The organism is Rhodococcus sp. AG1013 (genome assembly GCF_003350365.1).
GTDB lineage: Bacteria > Actinomycetota > Actinomycetes > Mycobacteriales > Mycobacteriaceae > Prescottella.
Genome location: NZ_QQAT01000022.1, coordinates 1 through 22,418 on the forward strand (window position 1 = coordinate 1; position 22,418 = coordinate 22,418).

At 69.1% G+C, this 22,418-nt stretch carries 24 protein-coding genes; 13 read left to right on the forward strand and 11 right to left on the reverse strand.

What is annotated here, in order from left to right:
- The first annotated feature begins 104 nt into the window (after positions 1-104).
- Both DEU38_RS22375 and DEU38_RS22380 read left to right on the forward strand, forming a co-directional pair.
- On the forward strand, positions 105-569 hold the full coding sequence (locus DEU38_RS22375) for a nitroreductase family deazaflavin-dependent oxidoreductase (RefSeq protein WP_114723601.1): 465 nt from the start codon (positions 105-107) through the stop codon (positions 567-569).
- 100 nt (positions 570-669) lie between these two features.
- Positions 670-1,341, forward strand: coding sequence for a GNAT family N-acetyltransferase (locus DEU38_RS22380; protein ID WP_114723693.1), 672 nt, complete (start codon positions 670-672; stop codon positions 1,339-1,341).
- 74 nt (positions 1,342-1,415) lie between these two features.
- On the opposite strand, the gene DEU38_RS22385 is transcribed toward DEU38_RS22380, so the two are convergent.
- Together DEU38_RS22385 and DEU38_RS22390 are read right to left on the reverse strand one after the other, a co-directional pair.
- Positions 1,416-2,330 (reverse strand): SDR family oxidoreductase, encoded by a 915-nt coding sequence (locus DEU38_RS22385; RefSeq protein WP_114723602.1) that lies wholly within the window; start codon positions 2,328-2,330, stop codon positions 1,416-1,418.
- Positions 2,331-2,340: 10 nt separating this feature from the next.
- Entirely contained in the window at positions 2,341-3,120 is a 780-nt protein-coding gene (locus DEU38_RS22390; RefSeq protein WP_114723694.1) for an SDR family oxidoreductase, read from the reverse strand.
- A 97-nt stretch (positions 3,121-3,217) separates the two neighbouring features.
- On the opposite strand from DEU38_RS22390, the gene echA20 reads away from it, so the two are divergent.
- The 4 genes from echA20 to DEU38_RS22410 are packed head-to-tail and all read left to right on the forward strand — an operon-like array spanning position 3,218 to position 6,700.
- The gene (gene echA20 / locus DEU38_RS22395) at positions 3,218-4,003 is read left to right on the forward strand and encodes a (7aS)-7a-methyl-1,5-dioxo-2,3,5,6,7,7a-hexahydro-1H-indene-carboxyl-CoA hydrolase (protein ID WP_114723603.1); all 786 of its coding nucleotides are present in this window, start codon (positions 3,218-3,220) and stop codon (positions 4,001-4,003) included.
- A complete protein-coding gene (locus DEU38_RS22400; RefSeq protein ID WP_114723604.1) occupies positions 4,003-4,893 on the forward strand; it encodes a CoA transferase subunit A in 891 nt (296 codons plus the stop codon). The genes echA20 and DEU38_RS22400 overlap by 1 nt, the downstream gene beginning before the upstream one ends.
- Positions 4,890-5,639 carry a CoA-transferase subunit beta gene (locus tag DEU38_RS22405; protein ID WP_114723605.1) on the forward strand — a complete coding sequence of 250 codons (750 nt, stop codon included), beginning with the start codon at positions 4,890-4,892 and terminating at the stop codon, positions 5,637-5,639. The genes DEU38_RS22400 and DEU38_RS22405 overlap by 4 nt, the downstream gene beginning before the upstream one ends.
- On the forward strand, positions 5,636-6,700 hold the full coding sequence (locus DEU38_RS22410) for a nitronate monooxygenase family protein (protein ID WP_114723606.1): 1,065 nt from the start codon (positions 5,636-5,638) through the stop codon (positions 6,698-6,700). Before DEU38_RS22405 ends, DEU38_RS22410 begins: the two co-directional genes overlap by 4 nt.
- A 66-nt stretch (positions 6,701-6,766) precedes the next feature.
- Here the strand turns inward: DEU38_RS22410 and DEU38_RS22415 are convergent, their stop codons facing one another.
- Genes DEU38_RS22415 through DEU38_RS22425 form a run of 3 tightly spaced genes read right to left on the reverse strand, consistent with a single transcriptional unit; the run spans position 6,767 to position 9,739 of the window.
- Complete coding sequence (locus DEU38_RS22415) at positions 6,767-7,540, reverse strand: hypothetical protein (RefSeq protein ID WP_114723607.1); 774 nt, start codon at positions 7,538-7,540, stop codon at positions 6,767-6,769.
- Positions 7,537-8,535 carry a hypothetical protein gene (locus DEU38_RS22420; RefSeq protein WP_114723608.1) on the reverse strand — a complete coding sequence of 333 codons (999 nt, stop codon included), beginning with the start codon at positions 8,533-8,535 and terminating at the stop codon, positions 7,537-7,539. The genes DEU38_RS22415 and DEU38_RS22420 overlap by 4 nt, the downstream gene beginning before the upstream one ends.
- A 55-nt stretch (positions 8,536-8,590) precedes the next feature.
- Positions 8,591-9,739, reverse strand: coding sequence for a hypothetical protein (locus DEU38_RS22425; RefSeq protein ID WP_114723609.1), 1,149 nt, complete (start codon positions 9,737-9,739; stop codon positions 8,591-8,593).
- A gap of 321 nt (positions 9,740-10,060) precedes the next feature.
- Here DEU38_RS22425 and DEU38_RS22430 point away from each other — a divergent pair, with 321 nt between their 5' ends.
- Both DEU38_RS22430 and DEU38_RS22435 read left to right on the forward strand, forming a co-directional pair.
- Entirely contained in the window at positions 10,061-11,107 is a 1,047-nt protein-coding gene (locus DEU38_RS22430; protein WP_114723610.1) for a GlxA family transcriptional regulator, read from the forward strand.
- A gap of 35 nt (positions 11,108-11,142) precedes the next feature.
- Positions 11,143-11,958 carry a dienelactone hydrolase family protein gene (locus DEU38_RS22435; RefSeq protein WP_114723611.1) on the forward strand — a complete coding sequence of 272 codons (816 nt, stop codon included), beginning with the start codon at positions 11,143-11,145 and terminating at the stop codon, positions 11,956-11,958.
- Between the two features lie 3 nt (positions 11,959-11,961).
- On the opposite strand, the gene DEU38_RS22440 is transcribed toward DEU38_RS22435, so the two are convergent.
- Positions 11,962-12,249: a DUF2277 domain-containing protein gene (locus DEU38_RS22440; protein ID WP_114723612.1), complete on the reverse strand. Its 288-nt coding sequence runs from the start codon at positions 12,247-12,249 to the stop codon at positions 11,962-11,964.
- A gap of 103 nt (positions 12,250-12,352) precedes the next feature.
- Here DEU38_RS22440 and DEU38_RS22445 point away from each other — a divergent pair, with 103 nt between their 5' ends.
- Both DEU38_RS22445 and DEU38_RS22450 read left to right on the forward strand, forming a co-directional pair.
- Positions 12,353-13,756, forward strand: a complete 1,404-nt coding sequence (locus tag DEU38_RS22445) for a cytochrome P450 (RefSeq protein WP_114723613.1) — start codon at positions 12,353-12,355, stop codon at positions 13,754-13,756.
- A gap of 93 nt (positions 13,757-13,849) precedes the next feature.
- On the forward strand, positions 13,850-14,770 hold the full coding sequence (locus DEU38_RS22450; RefSeq protein ID WP_114723614.1) for a bile acid:sodium symporter family protein: 921 nt from the start codon (positions 13,850-13,852) through the stop codon (positions 14,768-14,770).
- A gap of 7 nt (positions 14,771-14,777) precedes the next feature.
- Here DEU38_RS22450 and DEU38_RS22455 read toward each other — a convergent pair whose 3' ends face one another.
- Positions 14,778-15,743, reverse strand: a complete 966-nt coding sequence (locus tag DEU38_RS22455; RefSeq protein WP_174908172.1) for a zinc-binding dehydrogenase — start codon at positions 15,741-15,743, stop codon at positions 14,778-14,780.
- 108 nt (positions 15,744-15,851) lie between these two features.
- Here DEU38_RS22455 and DEU38_RS22460 point away from each other — a divergent pair, with 108 nt between their 5' ends.
- The 3 genes from DEU38_RS22460 to DEU38_RS22470 all read left to right on the forward strand — a co-directional run bounded on the left by DEU38_RS22460 (position 15,852) and on the right by DEU38_RS22470 (position 18,360).
- A complete protein-coding gene (locus DEU38_RS22460; protein WP_114723616.1) occupies positions 15,852-16,427 on the forward strand; it encodes a TetR/AcrR family transcriptional regulator in 576 nt (191 codons plus the stop codon).
- A 35-nt stretch (positions 16,428-16,462) separates the two neighbouring features.
- A complete protein-coding gene (locus DEU38_RS22465) occupies positions 16,463-17,563 on the forward strand; it encodes an alpha/beta fold hydrolase (protein ID WP_114723617.1) in 1,101 nt (366 codons plus the stop codon).
- Between the two features lie 98 nt (positions 17,564-17,661).
- The gene (locus tag DEU38_RS22470) at positions 17,662-18,360 is read left to right on the forward strand and encodes a class I SAM-dependent methyltransferase (protein WP_114723618.1); all 699 of its coding nucleotides are present in this window, start codon (positions 17,662-17,664) and stop codon (positions 18,358-18,360) included.
- 85 nt (positions 18,361-18,445) lie between these two features.
- Here DEU38_RS22470 and DEU38_RS22475 read toward each other — a convergent pair whose 3' ends face one another.
- The 4 genes from DEU38_RS22475 to DEU38_RS22490 all read right to left on the reverse strand — a co-directional run bounded on the left by DEU38_RS22475 (position 18,446) and on the right by DEU38_RS22490 (position 22,401).
- Positions 18,446-19,600, reverse strand: coding sequence for an acetyl-CoA C-acetyltransferase (locus DEU38_RS22475; protein ID WP_114723619.1), 1,155 nt, complete (start codon positions 19,598-19,600; stop codon positions 18,446-18,448).
- 19 nt (positions 19,601-19,619) lie between these two features.
- On the reverse strand, positions 19,620-20,243 hold the full coding sequence (locus DEU38_RS22480; protein ID WP_114723695.1) for a TetR/AcrR family transcriptional regulator: 624 nt from the start codon (positions 20,241-20,243) through the stop codon (positions 19,620-19,622).
- Positions 20,244-20,383: 140 nt separating this feature from the next.
- Complete coding sequence (locus tag DEU38_RS22485) at positions 20,384-21,193, reverse strand: SDR family oxidoreductase (RefSeq protein ID WP_114723620.1); 810 nt, start codon at positions 21,191-21,193, stop codon at positions 20,384-20,386.
- Positions 21,190-22,401 (reverse strand): acyl-CoA dehydrogenase family protein, encoded by a 1,212-nt coding sequence (locus DEU38_RS22490; protein ID WP_114723621.1) that lies wholly within the window; start codon positions 22,399-22,401, stop codon positions 21,190-21,192. The genes DEU38_RS22485 and DEU38_RS22490 overlap by 4 nt, the downstream gene beginning before the upstream one ends.
- Positions 22,402-22,418: the final 17 nt, after the last annotated feature.

Below are 22,418 nucleotides of genomic sequence, written 5' to 3' on the forward strand. Positions count from 1 at the left end.
GCTGCACGAACTCGAGCGCCGCGACGGCTCGACCGCCCTGATCACGATGTGCGCGGGCGGCGCACTCGCGACGGGCACCATCATCGAGCGGATCTGACGCCACGATGAAGCGCCCACCGTTGCTCGATACGCAGTTCACCCGATCCCTCGTCAAGTGGATGTCGAAAACGAACGTCGTCGTGTACCGGGTCACGGGTGGGCGCATCGGCGGCAAGTGGCGGATCGGCAGCGCCGCGAAGCACGGCCTGCCGATCTGCCTGCTCACCACCACCGGACGCAAGACCGGCGAGCCACGGGTGACCCCCCTGGTGTTCCTCGAGGATGACGACCGCATCGTCCTCGTCGCCTCGCAGGGCGGCCAGCCGATGAACCCGATGTGGTACCTGAACCTGAAGGCCGACCCGAAAGTGACGATCCAGATCCGTTCACAGGTACGCAATCTGGTAGCCCGTGTCGCCGACGACGACGAGCGCGCGCAGCTGTGGCCGAAGCTGCTGGCGATGTATCCCGAGTTCGATGATTACCAGGCCTGGACCGATCGGCAGATCCCCGTCGTCGTCTGCGAATAGCGCGCGGCACTCCCCCGCAGGCGCACAGACGGGAATAATGAGGGTCGACGCCCGGCACATCGGCGCCGGGACCCCCGTTCTCGAGGAGGAATGTCGCACCATGACAGTGAAGAACCACGACCAGGTGATCGACCGGCGCGAGATCGCTTCGGCCCTGCTGAAGGCACTCGACCGTCGTCACGAGGTCCTGGACGCAATCGTCGAGAGCAAGGACCGTGCCGCCGCCGTCGCGGCCGTCCGTGACCTGCTCGAGACGTCCGACTTCTGCGCCGAGGCCGTGCTGAACCTGCGTTTCGACCGGCTGACGGTCACGGAACGCGACCGGATCCGCACCGAGCTCGAGGACCTCGACGCCACCCTGCAGTGGCTGCCCGAGCAGCGTCCGTTCAGCACCGGCGCCGGAGTTCGCTTGCGCCCCTTCACCGATTCGGACGGGGACACCGACCTGTTCCGCAAGCGGTCCGCCGAGCGCTTCGACGACTCGGGCGCGCCGTGGAGCCCGGACCGCGTCGAGCAGGAGCGTCGGGACGGGCTCGAGCGCATCGACGACGAGTCGGCAGGGTGGTTCGTCGCGGAATGCACGACCGGCGACGAGCCCAGCAGTGTCGGCCTGGTGTTCGGCGAGCTCACCGGCAACGAGGTGGACGTCGCGGTCTGGGTGGCGCCCGACGCCCGCAAGCAGGGTTACGGGACCGCGGCGCTCAAGCAGGCGCGCAGCGAACTCGCCGCCTACTTCCCCGGCACGGTCCTGATCATCCGTACCCCGGCATAAACACGCCGAAACGCGAAAACCGCCCGTGCGCATCGAGCGCACGGGCGGTTTTCGTCAGGCGAGAATGCCGCTGCTCAGGCTCCGTAGACCGGGGTGGGGGTCTCGGCCTTCTCGAGCAGGTCGGCGACGACCGGTCCGAGCTCCTTCGGGTCCCAGCGGTCACCCTTGTCCTGGGTGGGGCCGTGGCGCCAGCCCTCGGCGACGGTAATCTTGCCGCCCTCGACCTCGAACACGCGGCCGGTGACGTTCTTCGCCTCGGCGCTGCCCAGCCACACGACCAGCGGGGAGATGTTCTCCGGCGCCATCGCGTCGAAGCCCTCCTCCGGAGCGGCCATCGCCTCGGCCATCGCGCCACCGGCGCCGACGGTCATGCGGGTACGGGCCGCGGGGGCGATCGCGTTGACGGAGACGCCGTAGTTCTTCAGCTCGGCGGCAGCCTGGATCGTCATCTCGGCGATGCCGGCCTTGGCCGCGGCGTAGTTGCCCTGGCCGATGGAGCCCTGCAGGCCCGCACCCGAGCTGGTGTTGATGATGCGGGCGTCCACCGGGCGCCCGGCCTTGGACTCGGCACGCCAGTACGCGGCGGCGTGGCGCAGCGGGGCGAAGTGGCCCTTGAGGTGCACGCGGATGACCGCGTCCCACTCTTCCTCGCTCATGCCGACGAGCATGCGGTCACGCAGGAAGCCCGCATTGTTGACCAGGATGTCCAGTCCACCGAACGTGTCGATAGCCGTCTGGATCAGGTTCTGGGCACCCTCCCACGACGCGACGTCGTCGCCGTTGACGACGGCCTCGCCGCCGGCGGCCTTGATCTCGGCGACAACCTGCTCGGCAGGGGTCTCGCCGGTGTTGGAGCCGTCGCCGCCGACACCGATGTCGTTGACGACGACCTTGGCGCCCTCCGCCGCGAAGGCCAGCGCGTGCGCGCGACCGATTCCACGGCCGGCGCCGGTGATGATGACGACTCGGCCGTCAAGCAATCCGCTCACTTGATTCTCCTTAAGTTGTTGCCGCGGCCAGGAAGGCCGGGCGCTCGCCGCCGCCGTGGACGGTAAGGGTCGAACCGCTGACGTAGGCCGCCAACGGTGATGCCAGGAATGTCGCACAGTTGCCGATGTCCTCGGGCAATGCCATCCGACCCAGCGGGACGGTGGCGCCGACGGCGTCGATGCCGGCCTCGTCGCCGTAGTGCAGGTGGCTCAGCTCGGTCTGCACGAGGCCGACGACGATCGAATTGACCCGCACCTTGGGCGCCCACTCGACGGACAGGCTGGCCGCGAGCGAGTCGATGCCCGCCTTCGCGGCGCCGTACGCCGCGGTGCCCGGGGAGGGTCGGCTGCCGCTGACGCTGGAGATCATCACGATCGACCCACCGTCCTCCTGCTTCTGCATGATCGCGTTCGCGATCTGCGAGATCAGCAGCGGAGCGAGGAGGTTCAGCTCGACGATCTTCGAGTGGAACTTGGGGCTCGCGTCGGCGGCCATCGCGAACGGGGCGCCACCGGCATTGTTCACGACAGTGTCGAGCCGGCCGTACTTCGCAACGATCTGATCGATCATCGACTGCACCTGGTCCGCGTCGCGCACGTCGCACGGGATGAAGTCGATGCTGCGCAGTTCGCCTCCGGGACCCGCGACCTCGACGGGTTCGTCGGCCGGGCGACGCGCGCACGTCACCACCGTCGCGCCCGCACGCAGGAAGGACCGGCTGATGCCGGCCCCGATTCCGCGCACTCCGCCGGTCACCAGCACGACCTTGCCTTCGAGACCGAGATCCACGTTCATCCTCCCTGAAGCGGCACGAGTCATTCGCACCCGTCTGTGATAACTTACCAAGCAATCGCTTGGTTCGGTCAACAGACGTAAGGAACATGCCATGGGCATCACTTCGACCTCGGACGGTGCCGGGATCACCACGGTCACCGTCGACTACCCGCCCGTGAATGCCATCCCCTCGAAGGGCTGGTTCGAGTTGGCCGACGCCATCCTCGAAGCGGGCAAGGATCCCAGCACGCACGTGGTGATCCTGCGCGCCGAGGGACGCGGCTTCAACGCCGGCGTCGACATCAAGGAAATGCAGGCCACCGAGGGTCACGGCGCGCTCATCGACGCCAACCGCGGCTGCGCCGCAGCCTTCTCCGCGGTCTACGACTGCGAGGTGCCCGTCGTGGTCGCCGTCAACGGCTTCTGCGTCGGCGGTGGCATCGGCCTGGTCGGCAACGCGGACGTCATCGTCGCGTCCGACGATGCGATCTTCGGCCTGCCCGAGGTGGACCGCGGCGCACTCGGTGCGGCCACGCACCTCGCCCGCCTGGTCCCCCAGCACATGATGCGCACGCTGTACTACACGGCCAAGAACGTCGACGCCCAGACGCTCAAGCACTTCGGTTCCGTGTACGACGTGGTCCCGCGCGCCGAGCTCGACGCATGCGCGCTGAAGATCGCCGGCGAGATCGCCGCCAAGGACACCCGAGTGATCCGCCGCGCCAAGGAAGCGATCAACCGCATCGACGTGATGGACGTGCACACCAGCTACCGGATCGAGCAGGGCTTCACGTTCGAGCTCAACCTCGCCGGCGTCGCCGACGAGCACCGCGACGAGTTCGTCGCCACGGGCAAGCCGAAGTCGAACACCACCGCACCCAAGGGAGACAGCAAGTAATGGCTGAGAAGCGCGACAAGCGCCGCTCACTGGATGAGGCCGTCGCCGGCATCCAGAGCGGGATGACCATCGGCATCGGCGGCTGGGGCTCGCGGCGCAAGCCGATGGCACTGGTGCGCGCGCTGCTGCGGAGCGACGTCAAGGACCTGACCGTCGTCGGGTACCTCGGCCCGGACCTCGGTCTGCTGATCTCCGCGGGCAAGGTCAAGCGCGCCTACTACGGCTTCGTGTCCCTGGACTCGGCGCCGTTCTACGACCCCTGGTTCGCACAGGCCCGCGTCGCCGGGACCATCGAGTCTCGCGAGATGGACGAGGGCATGGTCAAGGCCGGCCTGCAGGCCGCCGCCGCGCGCCTGCCGTTCATGCCGATCCGTGCCGGCCTCGGCTCGGATGCGCAGACCGTCTGGGGCGACGAGCTCAAGACCGTCGCATCCCCGTACCCGCATGCCGACGGCCGCATCGAGTCCCTCATCGCGATGCCCGCGCTGAACCTCGACGCCGCCCTGGTCCACCTGGACCTGGCCGACGAGCGCGGCAACGCCGCCTACACCGGCGTCGACCCCTACTTCGACGACCTGTTCTGCCTCGCGGCCGAGCAGCGCATCCTCAGCGTCGACAAGATCGTCTCGACCGAGGAACTCGTCAAGTCCGTCCCGCATCAGGCCCTGATCCTGAACCGCGCGATGGTCGACACCGTCACCGAGGCCCCGGGCGGCGCGCACTTCACCTTCGCCGGCGAGTACAAGCGCGACGAGAAGTTCCAGCGCCACTACGCCGCGTCCGCCAAGACCCCCGAGGCGTGGCAGGCCTTCGCCGACACCTACCTGTCCGGCAGCGAGGACGACTACCAGGCCGCCGTGCGCAAGTTCGCAGAGGAGCAGAAGTCATGACCGAGGTAACCCGCGCGGAGTACTGCGCCATCGCATGCGCCGAGTTGTTCGCCGACGCCGGCGAGATCTTCGCCTCCCCCATGGCGACGCTGCCGCTGATCGGTGCCCGCCTGGCCAAGCTCACCACCGAGCCGGACCTGATCATCACCGACGGTGAGGCCCTGATCCTGGCCGACGCACCGGCCATCGGCGCGAGCGCGCCGATCGAGGGTTACATCCCGTTCTCCAAGGTGTTCGACGTGGTCGCATCCGGCCGTCGCCACGTGGTGATGGGCGCGAACCAGATCGACAAGTTCGGCAACCAGAACCTCTCCGCGTTCGGCCCGCTGGACAAGCCGACCCGCCAGATGTTCGGCCTGCGCGGCGCCCCCGGCAACACCATCAACCACGCCACCAGCTACTGGGTGGGCAAGCACTCCACCCGCGTGTTCGCCGAGCAGGTCGACGTGGTGTGCGGCGTCGGCTACGACAAGGTGGACCCGGAGAACCCGGCGTTCCGCTTCCTGAAGAACCACCAGGTGGTCACCAACCTCGGTGTGTTCGACTTCCAGGGCCCGAACCAGACGATGCGTGCGGTGAGCCTGCACCCCGGCGTCACCGCCGAGGACGTCAAGGCCAACACCTCCTTCGAGATCGCGGGCCTGGCCGAGGCCGGCATCACCCGCGAGCCCACCGCCGAGGAGCTGCGCCTGATCCGCGAGGTCATCGATCCGAGGAGCCTGCGTGACCGCGAGGTCTCGGCGTGACCGCCGTGCTGAAGACGCCGTTCACCGAGCTGGTCGGTGTCGAGCATCCGATCGTGCAGACGGGTATGGGCTGGGTGTCCGGCCCGCGCCTCACCGCGGCCACCGCCAACGCGGGCGGCCTTGGCATCCTCGCCTCGGCGACGATGACCTACGAGGAGCTCGAGGCAGCGGTCCTCAAGACCAAGCAGCTGACGGACAAGCCGTTCGGCGTCAACATGCGCGCCGACGCGTCGGACGCCTCGAAGCGCTGCGATCTGCTGATCCGCGAGGGCGTCAAGGTCGCCTCGTTCGCGTTGGCGCCCAAGAAGGAACTGATCGCCAAGCTCAAGGGCAACGGGATCGTCGTGATCCCGTCGATCGGTGCCGCCAAGCACGCCGTGAAGGTCGCCTCGTGGGGCGCCGACGCCGTGATCGTGCAGGGCGGTGAGGGCGGCGGCCACACCGGCGGAGTCGCGACGACGCTGCTGCTGCCGTCCGTGCTCGACGCGGTCGACATCCCGGTTGTCGCCGGCGGCGGCTTCTTCGACGGTCGCGGCCTGGCCGCGGCGCTGTCGTACGGTGCCGCGGGCGTCGCGATGGGCACCCGGTTCCTGCTCACGAGCGATTCGGCGGTGCCGGACTCGGTCAAGCAGGAGTACCTCAAGCGCAGCCTGACGGACACCACGGTGTCGGTGAAGGTCGACGGCATGCCGCACCGCGTGCTCAACACCGAACTGGTGAACGCACTCGAGAAGTCCAGCTACGCAAAGGGACTCGTTGCGGCCACCAAGAATGCCATGAAGTTCAAGGCGATGACGGGCATGAAGTGGTCCACGCTCGCCAAGGACGGACTCGCCATGAAGAAGTCGGGCGACCGCACGTGGCAGCAGATCATCATGGCCGCCAACACCCCGATGCTGCTCAAGGCCGGTCTGGTCGAGGGCAACACGGAGGCCGGTGTGCTCGCGTCCGGTCAGGTGGTCGGCATGATCGACGACCTGCCCAGCTGCCAGGAACTGATCGACCGCATCATGGCCGACGCCACGGCGCGCATCGATGCACTTGGAGACCTCAAGGCCTGATCGGCCGGCCTCCAGCTGAAGGGACCCATCATGCGCCACCAGCGCGTGAAGGGTCCCTTCGTCCGTTCAGGCGAGTTCCTCGCTCGCCTCCCCCGGCTGCTCCGGCCGGGAGAACAGTCCGCCGAGCACGTCCAGGACGTCGGTCCAGGCGTCGATCGTCGAGGTCGCCAGACGGCGGTGGTCGATGACTCCGGGCTGCGCGAGGGCCGCGTCGAAGGGCACCTCGACGAATCCTGCGATCCGCGGTGACAGTGCGTCCCGGATCGGCCCCAGATCGACTGGCGCGTCGGGCATCTGGTGCGAGACGACGACGGTGGTGCCGCCGAGCACCTGCGCACCGTACGTCGACATCACCCAGGTGAGGGCGTCACGCATCCGGCTCAGCGGTTCGGAACGAGCGGGCGCGACCACCACCAGTGCCGCACCGGAGCGGATCAGTGGCGCCAGTCGCGGCGAGCGCAGCGCGGTACCGACGTCGTGGACGCGAGCGCTGTGCCGGGCCGCGAGCAGCTCGTCGACGATCGCGGGGTCGCTCGCCTGCGCGTTGCCGCTGCCCACCACCACCACACCGGCGGACGTGAGCGCCATGCGCGACTCGAGCTGCCGGATCGATCGGGCGGGATCGACAGCGCCGAATCCGGCACGCGCGAGGAGGTTTCCGCCGTCGCTGGTCGCGTCGACCGCCGAGACGTCCTTGCCGGTACCGAGGCGGAGCGCAGTGGCCAACCCGTACACCGTCGTGGTGGTCGCGGCCCCACCCGATCCGGCGACCACCATCGCGGACACCCGCTCCGGCTCGGGCACCCTGGGGGTGCGGCGCAGCGAGACCACGTTGTTCATCGCAGGTCCTCCACCTTGGCGATCTTGAATCCCGCCGACGACGGTGCGACCGTGACACGTTGGCGGATCACGCCGTCCGAACCGGTCGGCGACCGCAATCCCAGATCGACCTCGAATACGTTCGGGTCGGCGGTGGGGACGACGGTGACGCAGTGCTCGGTACCGAGCGGAACCTCGTCGATCCACTTCTGGATGTCCGGAACGGCGTTGGGCGTCACCATCAGTGACGCGACCCTGGCGCCGTCGCGGTCGACGTAGTACGCGTGGTCGAACGCCCTGATCGCGCCCGGGCCGTCGTCGACACTTCCCGGTCCGCGACCGACGCTCCGCCCGTCGGCGACAGAATCCGCACACCACCCGGCGGACTGCGCCGGCGCCACCGCGACCGTCGTGTCCGCCGCCGCCGACGACGACGCCGCAGTGGAGCCGGCGACGGGATTCGGCGAGCCCGCGATCGCGTCGCTTGCGCCGCGGAACCCGACGATCGTCGCGGTCGCAGCGATGACGAGGAGCGCGGCGGCGCCGCCACCGATCAGCAGCGGCTTCCTCTTCGCGGACGGCTTCTCCGCCGGTGACTCCGCCGGGGCGGTCACCAGCCACGTCGGCAACTGGTCGAACTCGGCGACCGGTTCAGGTACAGCGTCGGACTCGGGCGGTTCGATGGGCCCGGGTACGGCGAGCGATTCGGCGGTTGTGGCCGACTCGGGAGTTGCAACAGGCTCGGGGGTTGCGACCGGCTCCGGGTTTGCGACCGGCTCGGGGTTTGCGACCGGCTCGGGGGTTGCAACAGGCTCGGAGGTTGCAACAGGCTCGGCGACCACGGCGGGCTCGGGCGCCGGGTGCGCCTGCCCCGAGGGGCGCCCGAGGTCCGGTTCGGACGGAACCGGCAGCGCCGCAATCTCTTCGGTCACCGGGCGTTCGGGGACCGACTCCGTCCCGTAGTGCTCGGTGACGTCCGGGAACAGCGAATTGTCCGCTCGGTTGTCCGTCGCCATATGTCCTCCCCGAAGTCGACGGATGGGGCGGACACCGGTCCGCCCCACCCGTGGCTCATGCCTGGATGCCGCCCCCGACGGCTCCACTGATCATGTTCGCGGCAACGCCGAGTGACGACTCGGCGACGAATGTGGTGAGCGCCCCGTCGATCTGGTCGAGCACCTGCGAGCCGCCGGGCCGCGCGGCCACGAAATCACGTGCCTGACGGTCGATTCCGGGTGCGGCGTTCACGACGTCCCGCACGGCCGACGCGGTGGCCCCACCGATCGGCGTGGTCTCCCACTGCGCGAGGGTCTCCTGCGTCTGCGCCGTGACCGCGGGCTGGTCGACGTCGTTGAAGTAGCTACGCACCTCGGCAGGCAGCTCCTGCGGCTCGCCGAGATCACCAGTGCCGATGGTGGTTCCCGCGATAACACCAGTCACAGCGCCCGGCACAGCGCCGAGCACTCCGCCGACGGCAGCACCGATCGCGGTGCCGGCCACACCGTTGGTGACGAAGACGACCTGCCCACCTGGAATGAGCAGATCGGTTCCGCCCCACATTCCTGCTCCGATGCCGCCGCCAATCGTCCCGCCGACCAGCGCGCCGACAACACCCGTCCCGATCGCGCCCGCCGCACCCATACCCAATTGTGCCGCCGCCAACCGGTTCGCGCGCGTGGTCTCGACGCCCAGCGAGCGCCAGAACGTCGACACCTCGGCCTCGATGACGGCGGACGTGTTGTTGGTGCGCGCGAGGTCACCGTCGGTGATCCAGTTGGGCTGCGGCGTGTGGAAGGTACCCAGGCGCAGGGTTTCGCGCGGCGCGATGATCGGCGCGGTCGGCTCGACATACGTCGGCAGGTGCAGGTCCTCGAACTGGACGGGCGCCACGTAGTAGTTGTCGGGCGCGTTGTAGGTGTTCGTGTCGTAGTCGTAGTTGTCGAGCGGCTGGTACTCGATGTTCTGGTACTGGGCCGGGGGCTCCACCCAGTAGACCGGCTCCGGCTGCGCGGGCGCGGACGTGACGCCGCCCTGCGACGACGGTCCGGAGGTGACGCCGCCCTGCGTCTGCGGAGCGGAGGTGACACCGCCCTGCGACGGCAACTGGTCCGGCGCAGCCGACGCCGCGCCCGATGCCGCCACGACCACTGCGGCCGCGGCGGAGGGAACCAACGCCACCCGAGCGATCGTCCTCGCCCGGCTCTTGCGGTGCTTACCCATCTGTGAAACCCCCTAGTGATATGTCGAGCTGACTCGAGTCTGAGACGTCGCGGATGATCAGGCCTGGAAGAACCGCAGGCCGGCGGGCGCGAGGTACACCGATGTCGTGGCCGGGTATGTCTCGGAGATCGCGGGCGCCGACGCTGCCCACACACGATCGTGGGCACACACGTGCCCGTTCGTCCCCCTCGGCAACAAAGCCGCCCCCATCGCGAAAGTCCTCCCCCACCGACCCGATGCCCCCGGTCGGTCCTTTGCATTGGGCAATATAACAGGGGTTCAGGGTGACTTCGGTACACCCCTGGAGACGGGACGGGAAGCATGCGGATCGGGATCCTCGCCTACGACGGCTGCCTCGCGGCCGAGATCTTCCTCTTCTCCGATCTGCTGCTCATCGCGAACCGCGTAGCGCGGGAAACGGGTGTTGCGTCGGAGGATCCGTTCCAGGTGTCGGTCATCGCTTCGTCGGCATCCCCTGTCACGGCAGCCGGCGGATTCCCGATCGGGGCGCAGGCGTGGCACCACGACTTCGACCGCCTGGTCGTGCCGGGTTTCGAGCTCGCGCCGTCGGCGGATCTCGACGCCCGACTGTCCGGCCTGAGCCGCGAGACCGCGTTCCTGCGCGCCGCCGAGGCCCGAGGCACTCGTATCGCATCGGTGTGTGTCGGTGCGTTCCTACTCGGGGAGGCCGACCTGTTGGACGGGCGTCGGTGCACCACGTCGTGGCTGTTTTCTTCACAACTCGCCCAACGGTATCCACGCGCGAGCGTTCGCGGCGAGGCGCTGATCGTGGATGACGACCGCGTCACCACGACGGCGGCGTTCAGTGCCGCTCTCGATCTCGCGACGGTCATCATCCGCGAGCATCTCGGCGACGACGTCGCCCGGGCCACGGCCCGCATCACCCTCGTCGCCGAGAACCGCTCGAGCCAAGCGCCGTACATCGTCGAATCGATGCTCCCGCCGCGCCGCGGGCAGTTCGTCGAGGACGTCGGCCGATGGCTGGTCGAACACCTGGCAGACCCCTACGACCTGACTCGTCTCGCGGCGGCGTTTCACGTCAGCACCCGAACGATGTTGCGGCGGTTCGGTGCCGAGGCCGGCGAGTCGCCACTGTCATTCCTGCGGCGGGCGCGGGTCCGCGCCGCCAAACGGCTGTTGGAGACGACGGACCGGCCGTTGGAGGAGATCGTGAGCCTCGTCGGCTATCGGGACGCCGGCACGTTCCGTCGACTGTTCGTCGAGCAGGTGGGTGTCAGCGCCGCCGACTACCGCCGACGGTTCCGCGCCGACACGCGAGGTGGCGAGAATGCCCCCGAACGTGGCGATCGCGCCTCTCGTCCCGTCGACGCGGCGAGGAGAGACTGATCTCGTTCGCACACACGGGATGAGGAGGTACGGCGGTGCCGCACCGGAGCATGAACGTCGACGATCCCCTCGAGGACTTCACGCGTCGGCAGATCGACCTCGAAGGCGTGACGAAGGTGGTGCACGTGGCCGGCGCGGGACCGGCGGTGATCGTCATGCCGGAGATGCCGGGGATCAGCCCGCACGTGGCCCGCTTCGCCCGGTGGGTGCGGGACGCGGGCTTCACCGTGTACCTGCCGTCGCTGTTCGGTCGCGACGGCGCGGTGCCCACCGTCGACGAGGGCACCGCAGTGTTACGGCGGGCGTGCGTCAGCGCGGAGTTCCGCGCGTTCGCGGCGGACGAGCAGAGTCCGGTGACCGTGTGGCTGCGGTCCCTCGCCAGGCTCGCCCACGCGGAATGCGGCGGCCCGGGCGTCGGGGCGATCGGAATGTGTTTCACGGGCAACTTCGCGCTGACGATGATGCTCGAGCCCGCGATGCTCGCGCCGGTCCTGTCACAGCCGTCGCTCCCGCTCGACGATCCTGACGCAACGGCCAGTCCCGCAGATGAGCTCGCCGCCGTTCGGAAACGTCTCGACAACGACGATCTGACGGTGCTGGCCTACCGGTTCCGGGGCGATCGATTCTGCCGGGCGCAGCGGTTCGCGGCGTACGCCGAGGCGCTGGGCGACCGCTTCATCGCGCGCGAACTTCCCGACGAGGCGGCCAATCCGGCGACCTCGCCGTTCTTCGAGCACGTGATCGGGAGCCCGCACAGCGTGGTGACGGCCCACCTGATCGACGACGCGGGCCAGCCCACGATCGCGGCCCGCGACGAGATCCTGGCGTTCTTCGCCCACCGTCTCAGCTGACGGTCAGGATCCCGCGGCCGCACCCTTCGCCGCCGCCATCCGCGCCCGCACCTCGGGCCGGCGCAGGGGCGGCACCGTCGGGGGCGGCTGCTTGCGCGGCGGCAGCGCCCCGAGCAGTTCCGCCGTGGTCGCGGTGACCTCCTCGACGGCCCGCTCGAACGCGGCGCGGTTGGCGTCGGACAGCTTGTGGATGCCGCTGACCTTCCGGACGTACTGTCGGGCGGCAGCCTCGATTTCCTCGGGGGTGGCGGCCGGCTCGAGCCCTCGCAGCTCAGTGATGTTTCGGCACATGCCTCGAACGGTAATCCCGCGTCCGGCCGCGCAAAAGGCTGTTCCCCGGTCCGGTTACCGCGTACTTTCGGTATCAGACACCGGACGGTCGAACGGGGGCGGGATGCGCGTCGAGGAGAACCTGGAAACCGCAGCGACGGCCGTCCCGCATCCGCCCCGGCGCCTTCCTCTGCTCGGCGACGTCCTGGGCGTCTCGCTGCACACCCCGGTGCAGGACTCGATGAGGATCGGTCGACAGCTGGGGCCGATCTTCGAGCGCAACGCGCTCGGGCACCGCTTCGTGTTCGTTTCGGGCGCCGACATGGTCGCGGAACTGTCCGACGAGTCGCGCTTCGCGAAGAACGTCGCACCCGGGATCGCGGAACTGCGCGGCATCGGCGGCGACGGCCTGTTCACCGCCTACAACGAGGAACCCAACTGGGGCAGGGCGCACAACCTGCTGCGGCCGGCATTCACCCAGTCTGCGATGCGGTCGTACCACGACATCATGGTGCAGGTGGCCGACGAGCTCACCGAGCACTGGGACGGCCTCGCCGGCGGCGCACCGGTGGACGTCTCGTCGGACATGACGAAGCTGACGCTCGAGACGATCGGACGGACCGGCTTCAGTTACTCGTTCGATTCGTTCCGCCGCGAGCGGCCGCACCCGTTCGTGGAGGCGATGGTCCGCGCCCTCACACACGCGCAGCGCCGGACGTTCCGGGCCGTTCCGGTCCTCGGGAAGGCTCTCTACCGCAGGTCCGATCGACAGAACGCCGCCGACACCGCGTACCTGGCCGACGTGGTGGACGAGGTGATCCGCAGCCGCCGCGACACCGCTGCGGCCGGCCCGGAGGACCTGCTCGAGATCATGCTCCGCGCTGCCCGCGAGGACGATCCGAACCGCCTCGACGACGTCAACATCCGCCACCAGGTGGTGACGTTCCTCGTCGCCGGGCACGAAACCACTTCGGGCGCGCTGTCGTTCGCGTTGTACTACCTGGCCCACAACCCCGACGTCCTGGCGAAGGCCCGCGCCGAGGTGGACGCCGTGTGGGGCGACGAGACGCCGCCGTTCGAGAAGGTCGCAAAGCTGCGCTACGTCCGACGTGTGCTCGACGAGACACTGCGACTGTGGCCCACCGCGCCCGGCTACGCGCGGGAGGCCCGTGAGGACACCGTGCTGGGCGGCCGCTACCCGATGCGGGCCGGCGACTGGGTGCTGGTGCTGATCCCGTCGCTGCACCGCGATCCTTCATGGGGCGACGATCCGGAACGCTTCGACCCGGACCGATTCGCCCCCGATAATGTTCGCGGCCGGGCACCGCACATCTACAAGCCGTTCGGAACCGGTGAACGCGCCTGTATCGGACGGCAATTCGCACTGCACGAGGCGGTCCTCGTGCTGGGCACGATCCTGCGCCGCTACGACTTCTCCGCCGACCCCGACTACCAGTTGCGCATCCAGGAGCGACTGACACTGATGCCTACGGGGTTCACGCTGTCGCTGCGGCGGCGTCGAGACTGATTCCGCCAGTATCTATTCGGGCATTTCGCCCACCCGCGCAGTGCAGTGTCGTTACCGTTCGCGTCACATCCGCACACCAGAACGGCGAACAACATGGACTCAGCCCTGGCCACGGTGGCCCTGCCGGCCGCCCTCGCGATCATCATGTTCGGCCTCGGCCTGTCGCTGACGGTCGCCGACTTCGCCCGCGTCGCACGACATCCCCGCGTCGTGACGATCGCTCTCGCCTGCCAGCTGCTGATTCTGCCGGCGGTGGCGTTCGGACTCGTGCTGCTGTTCGACCTGCCGCCGCTGCTCGCGGTCGGCATGATGGTGCTCGCGGCCTCCCCCGGCGGCACCACCGCCAATCTCTTCAGCCACCTCTACCGCGGCGACGTCGCCCTCAACATCACACTGACGGCGGTCAATTCGGTGATCGCCGTCGTGACGCTGCCACTCATCACGAATTTCGCGCTCGGCCACTTCGACCCCGATGACACCGGCACGTCGATGGGCCTCGACTTCACCAAGATCCTGCAGGTGTTCGCGATCGTGCTGATCCCCGTCGCGATCGGCATGCTCGTGCGTGCCAGGCGCGAGGACTTCGCGCAGCGGATGGACCGCCCGGTCCGGATCGCGTCGGCCCTCGTCCTGGTGCTCGTCATCGTCGGCACCATCGCGGCCGAGCGGGAGAACGTGCCGTCGTATCTCGCGGACGTCGGCGTGATCACGATCCTGTTCTGCCTCATCAGTCTCGCCGTGGGCTACTGGATCCCGAAACTGCTCAGCGTCGGGCAGCGTCAGGCGATCGCGTGCTCGATGGAGATCGGCGTCCACAACAGCACCCTGGCGATCGCGATCTCCATCAGCGTCCTCGACAGCGTCGACATCGCGATCCCCGCCGCCGTGTACGGCGTCGTGATGTTCCCACTGGCCGCGGCCGTCGGCTGGCTGATCAGTCGCGGCACGCAGGCCGGGGCGACGGATGCCGTCTCGGTTCAGGATCGAACCGAGAGGGCCTCCGAGGCAGGCTGACACAACGTCACGGCACGAGCACGATCGTTCCGCTGGTCGCTCGCTCGTCGATCCGGCGGTGGGCCGTGGCCACCGCATCGAGCGGCATCGTTGAATCGAAGACGGGCCGGACCGTGCCGCCGGCGACGCGATCGAGCGCGATCGAACGAAGCGCGGCGACGCGGTCGAGCCAGGCGGGCCCGGCGCAGGCGGTGACGGTGTACCCACCGGCATACAGATCCGCCGCTGCGATCCGGGGCGCCTCCCCGGAGAGCATCCCGTACGACAGCAACTGTCCGCGCAGCGGCGTGAGGGCGTCGAGCACACGCCGTGCGGTCGATCCCCCGATCGAGTCGAACGCCGCATCGATCGTGCGCCCACCGGCCGCCGCCGCGAGTGCGCCCGGTCGGTCCAGGTCGGCATGATCGAGCACGACATCTGCACCGAAGGATGCTGCACGGGTGCGGCTTTCATCGCTCCCCGCGGTTGCGACCACCAGCCCCGCCCGGCCTCGCAGCAGCTGCGTCAGGTACGCACCGATCCCGCTGCCCGCCGCCTCCACGAGCACCGTCGCATCACTCAGATCACCCGCCCGTTCCAGCAGTGCGAGCGCGACGGGGAGCCCGGTGAGCGCGACGGCCGCATCCACGGCCCCGATCGCGTCCGGCACCGCCACGCACTGCTCGACCGCGGCGCAGACGAACTCGGCGTGTGCGCCGATCCCCACACCACTCACCGCGACCCGGGTGCCGATCAGTTGCGGATCGACGCCGTCGCCCACCTCATCGACCAGCCCCACGGCCTGGGAGCCGAAGACCGTCGGCGGCGCGGCCGGCGACGGCACCAGCCCTGCCCGCATCTGCGTCTCCACCCACAACACCGGACTGGCCTCGGTGCGCACCCGCACCTGCCCACCGGCGGCATGCACATCGTCGCCGTCTCGCGCCGCCAGCGTGTCCGGCCCGCCCGCCTGTGACCACAGAACCCCACGCATCACATCACCCCTTAAATGGACCATCGGTTCAGTTAAAGCATGCGTCGATCTGGACCGGCGGTCAAGATATATTCGGTCACCCTCGTACAACGGCTTCCAGGAGATGTAATGCCCGACGCGCGACCGGAACGCGCCGACGCCGCCCGAAACCGGCGCGCGATTCTCGCCGCCGCGCAGCGTCTGTTCACCGAGCACGACCCGGACCGGGTGTCCGTCGACCAGATCGCCGCGGCCGCCGGTGTCGGGAAGGCGACGGTGTTCCACCGGTTCGGCAGTCGCAACGAACTGGTCCGCGCGGTCGTGTACGAACAGGCGAACGCGCTGCGCCAGGCGGTCCTCGACGCGCCACCGCCACTCGGTCCCGGAGCGCCCGCGGACGCGCGGCTCGTCGCATTCCTCGTCGCCTTCGCGCACCTGATCGTCGACCACCCCGCACTCACCGCCGCATACGACGCCTCCGATGCCGACGAACGCGCCGACGACCTGCACCGGTTCTGGTACGACCACCTGAGCGCGCTGATCACCGAGGTGCGGCCGGACATGGACCCGGACGGGACCGCCGTGCTGCTGCTCGCGATGGTCGCCGGGGCGGCGCGTCCGCTCGCCGCCGGCGGCGCCCGCGCCGGACGGATCGTCGACTCGGTCGAGGCGGTGGCCCGCTCGATCGTCGGCGACCGGGCATGATGGTTTGACGTAGGCATCACAGGCTGGAGGCCCACATGGGCCAACCGTCCTCGCGGGAGGCATTCGAGCCGCGCCGCCCGGTCCGCTTCTGCACGGCGCCGACCGGCACGCGGATCGCGTACACCTGCATGGGACGGGGAAAGGCGCTTCTGGTTCCCGCGGCGTGGATCAGCCATCTGGAACTGCTGTGGCAGGACCCGGCCTACCGAGCCTTCTTCACGCCGCTGGCGGCGGTCCGGACAGTGGTGCAGTACGACCGGCCCGGCTGCGGGCTCTCCGACCCCTGGCCGGGGGCGCAGGGGCTGGACACCGACGTGGCGGTGCTCCAAGCCCTTGCCGATCATCTGGAACTGGAACGCGTCGATCTGCTGGGCATCTCCCTGGGCGCGCCGGTGTCGGTCGCCTTCGCAGCGCAGTTTCCCCAGCGGGTCGACCGGCTGATCCTGTACGGCGGTTACGCCGACGGCGCGCACATCGCCACGCCCGAGGTCCGCACTGCCATGCTGGGCATGATCCGAGCCCACTGGGGATTGGGATCGGAGTTGCTGTCCGACATCTTCCTGCCGGACGGCAGTGCCGCGACCAAGGCAGTCTTCGCCCGGCTGCAGCGGGAGGCGGCATCTCCTCGCCTCGCCGTCGACCTGCTGGCGCAATGCTACGAGGTCGACGTGGTCGATCGGCTCGCCCGGGTCGCCGCCCCGACCCTGGTGGTGCACCGGCGCGGAGACCGGGCGATCCCCTACCGCGCGGGCCGAGAGCTGGCCGCGCGGATCCCCGGCGCGCGACTGGTCTCGCTGCCCGGCAACAGCCATTTCCCGCACGTGGGCGAGGCCGCCGCCGTCGTCCGGGCGATCCTGGAATTCCTGGGGGACGGTCCCGCCGTGCCCCCACCGGAGCGGCCGGCCCCGCCCTCGGGCGAGTTGACCCCGCGGCAACTGCAGGTGGCGGCACTCGTCGCCGAGGGCATGACCAACCGGCAGATCGCCCAGCGGCTGGGCATCGAGGAGCGCTCCGCCGAGGGACACGTCGAGCGCATCCGTCTCCGCCTCGGCGTCACCTCCCGCGCCCAGGTCGCCGCCTGGTGGGCCCGACGCGTCTCCCCCGGCCCGGGAACCGACGTCGAGGTACCGGATTGAGGTACCGGCAGGGGTGATTCCCGCCTATCCGCCGGTGCGTCCCTCCGCGAGGCTCGTAGTCACATCGACCGACCACGAATCTGGAAGGAGCGCCCGCGATGGACGCCAGCCACGATGTGTTGCCCTCGAAGCTCGAGGAGTATGCACCGACCACGCCGGAAGCATTTCGGCCCCATCCACTCCGCGGGCCGTTCAACGCCCTGTTCTTCACCGCTCTCGACCGGTACCTGGATCACCTACTGCAGCCGCACAAACGATCCCTGTTCGGCAACCTTCCCCGCACGGTCGTCGAGCTGGGGCCCGGTGTCGGCGCCAACCTGCGCTACCTCCGTGCGGGCACCCGGCTGATCGCCGTCGAGCCGAACCCGGCCATGCATGATCGCCTGCGCGCACGAGCCGCCCGCGCCCGAATCGATCTCGAACTGCACACGACCGGCGCCGAACGGCTCGATCTGCCCGACGCGTCGGTGGACGCGGTGATATCCAGCCTCGTGCTCTGCACCGTGCCCGACCCCGTCGCCGTCCTCACCGAGGTCCACCGCGTCCTGCGTCCCGGCGGGCAATATGCCTTCCTCGAACACGTCGCCGCTCCGGACGGCACAGTGCTCCGCCGCCTGCAGCGGGCCGCACGCCGGCCATGGAGTTGGACCTTCGAAGGCTGCTCCTGCGAGCGGGACCTGCAGACAGTCGTCGAGGCTGCCGGATTCGCCGAGACGACCATCGAGGCCTACCGGCTGCGCTCACCCTTCCTGCCGGTCAACACCCAGATCGCCGGCGTCGCCCGCAAACACAACTGACAAACACCGAAGCCCTCCCGATCGATGATCGGGAGGGCTCGGGAGGGCTCGGGAGGTCTCGGGAGGTCTTCGGAAGCGGCCGGGACTAGTCCTGGATGCGCTCGATGATCGTGACGTTCGCGGTGCCGCCACCCTCGCAGATGGTGAGCAGGCCGTAGCGGCCGTCGGTGCGCTCGAGCTCGTTGAGCAGCGTCGCCATCAGCTTGGTGCCGGTGGCGCCCAGCGGGTGGCCCAGCGCGATCGCGCCGCCGTTGACGTTGACCTTGGCCGGGTCGGCGCCCAGCTCCTTGATCCACGCGAGGACGACGGGCGCGAAGGCCTCGTTGATCTCGACCAGGTCGATGTCGTCGATGGTCAGGCCGGTCTTCTCCAGCGCGTGCTGGGTGGCCGGGATCGGCGCGCTCAGCATGAAGATCGGGTCGTCGCCGCGGGCGCTCATGTGGTGGATGCGCGCGCGGGGCTCGAGGTTGTACTTCTGCACGGCCTCCTCCGACGCGAGCAGCAGCGCGCTGGCACCGTCGGAGATCTGGCTGGCGACGGCCGCGGTGAGGCGTCCACCCTCGACCAGGACGTTGAGTCCGGCCATCTTCTCGAGGCTCGTCTCACGCGGGCCCTCGTCGGTGGTGACGTCGCCGAAGGGGACGATCTCGTTCGCGAAGCGGCCCTCGGCGATCGCGGCCTTGGCGCGCTCGTGGCTCTGCAGAGCCCACTTCTCGAGCTCCTCGCGGCTGATGTCCCACTTGTCGGCGATCATCTCGGCGCCGCGGAACTGCGACACCTCCTCGTTGCCGTAACGCTCGGTCCAGCCCTTGGACTCGGCGGTGGGAGTGCTGAAGCCGTACTGCTGACCGACGATCATCGCGGCCGAGATCGGGATCTGGCTCATGTTCTGGACGCCACCGGCGATGATCAGGTCGGCGGTGCCGGCCAGGATCGCCTGCGCGCCGAACTGGATGGCCTGCTGGCTCGAGCCGCACTGGCGGTCGACGGTCACGCCGGGCACGTGCTGCGGCAGGCCCGCGGCCAGCCACGACATGCGCGCGATGTTGCCGGCCTGGCCACCGATCGCGTCGACGCAGCCGAAGACCACGTCGTCGACGTCGGACGGGTCGATACCGGTGCGCTCGACGACGGCCTTGATGACGTGCGCGCCCAGGTCGATCGGGTGAACGGGGGCCAGGCCGCCGTTCTTCTTGCCGATCGGGGTGCGGATGGCGTCGACGATGTAAACCTCGGGCATAACAGCTCCTGGATTCGGATTACTTGTGGGAGTCGGGGCTGGCAAGCCCGTCCAGAACGATGGAGAGGTACTGCTTGGCGACGGCCTCGGCGGTCAGCGGGCCACCCGGCCGGTACCAGCGCACGGCCACCCAGACCGTGTCGCGCATGAAGCGGAAGACGATTTCGATGTCGAGGTCCTGACGGAAGCTGCCGTCGGCGACACCGGCCTCGAGTACCCCGACCCACAGGTCGCGGAACTCCTGGCTACGCTCGGCAAGGTACGCGAAGCGTTCGTTGGCGGCGAGGTGCTTGACCTCGTCCTGATAGATCGCGACCGCGCTGTGCCGGGTGTCGATCGCCTCGAACGACGCGACCACGAGGGCCTCGAAGGTCTCGCGCGAGCCCATGCCCGCGTCGACGATCTCGTGGTAGCGCCCGAACAGGTCGTCTTGGAATCCGCGCAGGATCTCGTCCACCATGGACTCCTTGGAGTCGAAGTGGTGGTAGAGGCTGCCGGACAGGATGCCCGCCGCGTCGGCGATGTCGCGCACGGTGGTGGCCCGCAGACCGCGTTCGGCGAACAGGCCCGCAGCGAGGTCGAGGAGCTCGGCGCGGCGGCCCGACTTGCTCGAAGACTCGTCGGCGTCTCGGGGTGGAGTCATGCCACGCATCCTACCAACCAAGCGATTGCTAGGGTATCGGCGAGTTTCACTCGGCGGACACTCCCCAACAACGGCCGAATGTCACATCGGTCCAGTCGAACTGAACCGATGTGACATTCGGTGACGGTCACGAGCGGGTGTTACGCGCGCTGGCTGGAGATCGAGACGATCTCGCCGGTGAGGTAGGTGGTGTAGTCGCTCGCGAGCATCGCGATGGTCGCGGCGATCTCCCACACCTCGGCGGCGCGGCCGAAGGCCTCGGACGAAGCCAGCTGGTCCAGCAGCTCCTCACTGGTGACCTTCGCCAGGAACGCGTGACGCGCGATGGACGGCGCTACGGCGTTGATGCGGACGCCGTACTCGGCGGCCTCGATCGCCGAGCAGCGGGTGAGCGCCATGACGCCGGCCTTGGCGGCGGCGTAGTGCGCCTGCGAGTGCTGCGCACGCCAGCCGAGCACCGACGCGTTGTTCACCAGCACGCCGTTGTGGTCGACGGACTTGAAGTAGCGCAGCGCCGCGCGGGTGGCGCGGAACGTGCTGGTCAGCGTGATGTCGAGGACGCGGTCCCACTGCTCGTCGGTCATGTCGACGACCGGGGTCTCGCCGCCCAGGCCGGCGTTGTTGACGAGCACGTCGATGCGGCCGAGCTTCTCGGCGGCACCGGCGATGAGAGCGTCGACCTGCTCGGTGCTCGAGACGTCGCACACGAACGACTCGACCTGCTGGCTGCCGAACTCGGCGGACAGCTTCTCGACGGTCTCACCGAGGCGACGCTCGTGGAAGTCCGAGACCAGGACGTCGGCACCCTCGAGCAGCGCGCGGCGGGCGGTGGCGAAGCCGATGCCCGTGCCGGCGGCGGCCGTCACGACGACCTTCTTGCCCTTCAGCAGGTTGTGACCCTCGATCTCCTCGGGGGCGACGGAGAGCGGGGACTTGATGGTGGCGGTCACGGGCGTGCCTCTCGGGGAAGGCCGAGCACGCGCTCGGCGATGATGTTGCGCTGAATCTCGTTGGATCCGCCGTAGATGGTGTCGGCGCGGGTGAACAGCCACAGACGCTGCAGGTCGTTCAGCTCCTCACCGGGCTCGGTGTTCTCGACACCCACCAGCGAGGCCGCACCCTGGACCTCCATGGCGAGTTCGCCGAGGCCACGGTGCCAGTTGGCCCACAGGAGCTTGGCGACCGACGCCTCGCCACCGTTGGCGCTCGCGTCGACCGCCGCGAGGGTCCGCAGCGCGTGGGCACGCATGACCTGCAGGCCCATCCACGCGCGGGAGATCTTGTTGCGGATGGCCGGATCCTGGGCGGCGCCGTTGCGCTCGGCCAGTTCGACGATGGACTCGAGCTCACGGGCGAAGCCGGTCTGCTGGCCGAGAGTCGAGACGCCGCGCTCGAAGGTGAGCGTGCCCATCGCGACGCCCCAGCCGTTGCCCTCGCCGCCGACGACGAGGTCCGCATCGGTGCGGGCGTTGTCGAAGAACACCTCGTTGAACTCGGAGGTGCCGGTGAGCTGGATGATCGGACGGACCTCGACGCCCTCCTGGTTCATGGGAACCAGCAGGTACGACAGACCCTTGTGCCGCGAGGAGCCCGGCTCGGTGCGCGCGACCACGAAGCACCAGTCCGACAGGTGTGCGAGCGACGTCCAGACCTTCTGGCCGTTGACCGACCACTGGTCGCCGTCGAGGCGCGCGGTGGTCGACACGTTCGCAAGGTCGGAGCCCGCACCGGGCTCGGAGTAGCCCTGGCACCACAGCTCGGTGACCGTCTTGATCCCCGGCAGGAAGCGCTTCTTCTGCTCCTCGGTGCCGAACGCGATGAGCGTCGGACCCAGCAGTTCCTCACCGATGTGACTCACGCGCGCAGGCGCATTGGCGCGCGCGTACTCCTGATGGAAGATGATCTGCTGGCTCAGCGTCGCCTCGCGTCCGCCGTATTCCTTCGGCCACCCGAGGCAGGTCCAACCGGCGGCAGCCAGGTGGCGATCCCACTCGAGGCGTTCCTCGAACGCCTCGTGTTCACGCCCCGGCCCGCCCAGGCCCTTCAGCTCGGCAAACTTCCCGGAAAGGTTCTCTTCGAGCCATTCGCGAATTTCCCGCGCAAAGGCCTCGTCAGCAGCTGCCTGCTCGCTGGTCTCAATACCCTGGCTAACGTCCACAGCGATACGGTACCCTA

What these genes read in the sequence shown, in the direction of transcription:
- DEU38_RS22375 (WP_114723601.1), top strand. Translation starts at nt 105, where the DNA reads ATGAAGCGCCCACCGTTGCTCGATACGCAGTTCACCCGATCCCTCGTC.
- DEU38_RS22380 (WP_114723693.1), top strand. Translation starts at nt 670, where the DNA reads ATGACAGTGAAGAACCACGACCAGGTGATCGACCGGCGCGAGATCGCT.
- echA20 (WP_114723603.1), top strand. Translation starts at nt 3,218, where the DNA reads ATGGGCATCACTTCGACCTCGGACGGTGCCGGGATCACCACGGTCACC.
- DEU38_RS22400 (WP_114723604.1), top strand. Translation starts at nt 4,003, where the DNA reads ATGGCTGAGAAGCGCGACAAGCGCCGCTCACTGGATGAGGCCGTCGCC.
- DEU38_RS22405 (WP_114723605.1), top strand. Translation starts at nt 4,890, where the DNA reads ATGACCGAGGTAACCCGCGCGGAGTACTGCGCCATCGCATGCGCCGAG.
- DEU38_RS22415 (WP_114723607.1), bottom strand. Translation starts at nt 7,540, where the DNA reads ATGAACAACGTGGTCTCGCTGCGCCGCACCCCCAGGGTGCCCGAGCCG.
- DEU38_RS22420 (WP_114723608.1), bottom strand. Translation starts at nt 8,535, where the DNA reads ATGGCGACGGACAACCGAGCGGACAATTCGCTGTTCCCGGACGTCACC.
- DEU38_RS22425 (WP_114723609.1), bottom strand. Translation starts at nt 9,739, where the DNA reads ATGGGTAAGCACCGCAAGAGCCGGGCGAGGACGATCGCTCGGGTGGCG.
- DEU38_RS22430 (WP_114723610.1), top strand. Translation starts at nt 10,061, where the DNA reads ATGCGGATCGGGATCCTCGCCTACGACGGCTGCCTCGCGGCCGAGATC.
- DEU38_RS22440 (WP_114723612.1), bottom strand. Translation starts at nt 12,249, where the DNA reads ATGTGCCGAAACATCACTGAGCTGCGAGGGCTCGAGCCGGCCGCCACC.
- DEU38_RS22445 (WP_114723613.1), top strand. Translation starts at nt 12,353, where the DNA reads ATGCGCGTCGAGGAGAACCTGGAAACCGCAGCGACGGCCGTCCCGCAT.
- DEU38_RS22450 (WP_114723614.1), top strand. Translation starts at nt 13,850, where the DNA reads ATGGACTCAGCCCTGGCCACGGTGGCCCTGCCGGCCGCCCTCGCGATC.
- DEU38_RS22455 (WP_174908172.1), bottom strand. Translation starts at nt 15,743, where the DNA reads ATGCGTGGGGTTCTGTGGTCACAGGCGGGCGGGCCGGACACGCTGGCG.
- DEU38_RS22460 (WP_114723616.1), top strand. Translation starts at nt 15,852, where the DNA reads ATGCCCGACGCGCGACCGGAACGCGCCGACGCCGCCCGAAACCGGCGC.
- DEU38_RS22465 (WP_114723617.1), top strand. Translation starts at nt 16,463, where the DNA reads ATGGGCCAACCGTCCTCGCGGGAGGCATTCGAGCCGCGCCGCCCGGTC.
- DEU38_RS22470 (WP_114723618.1), top strand. Translation starts at nt 17,662, where the DNA reads ATGGACGCCAGCCACGATGTGTTGCCCTCGAAGCTCGAGGAGTATGCA.
- DEU38_RS22475 (WP_114723619.1), bottom strand. Translation starts at nt 19,600, where the DNA reads ATGCCCGAGGTTTACATCGTCGACGCCATCCGCACCCCGATCGGCAAG.
- DEU38_RS22480 (WP_114723695.1), bottom strand. Translation starts at nt 20,243, where the DNA reads ATGACTCCACCCCGAGACGCCGACGAGTCTTCGAGCAAGTCGGGCCGC.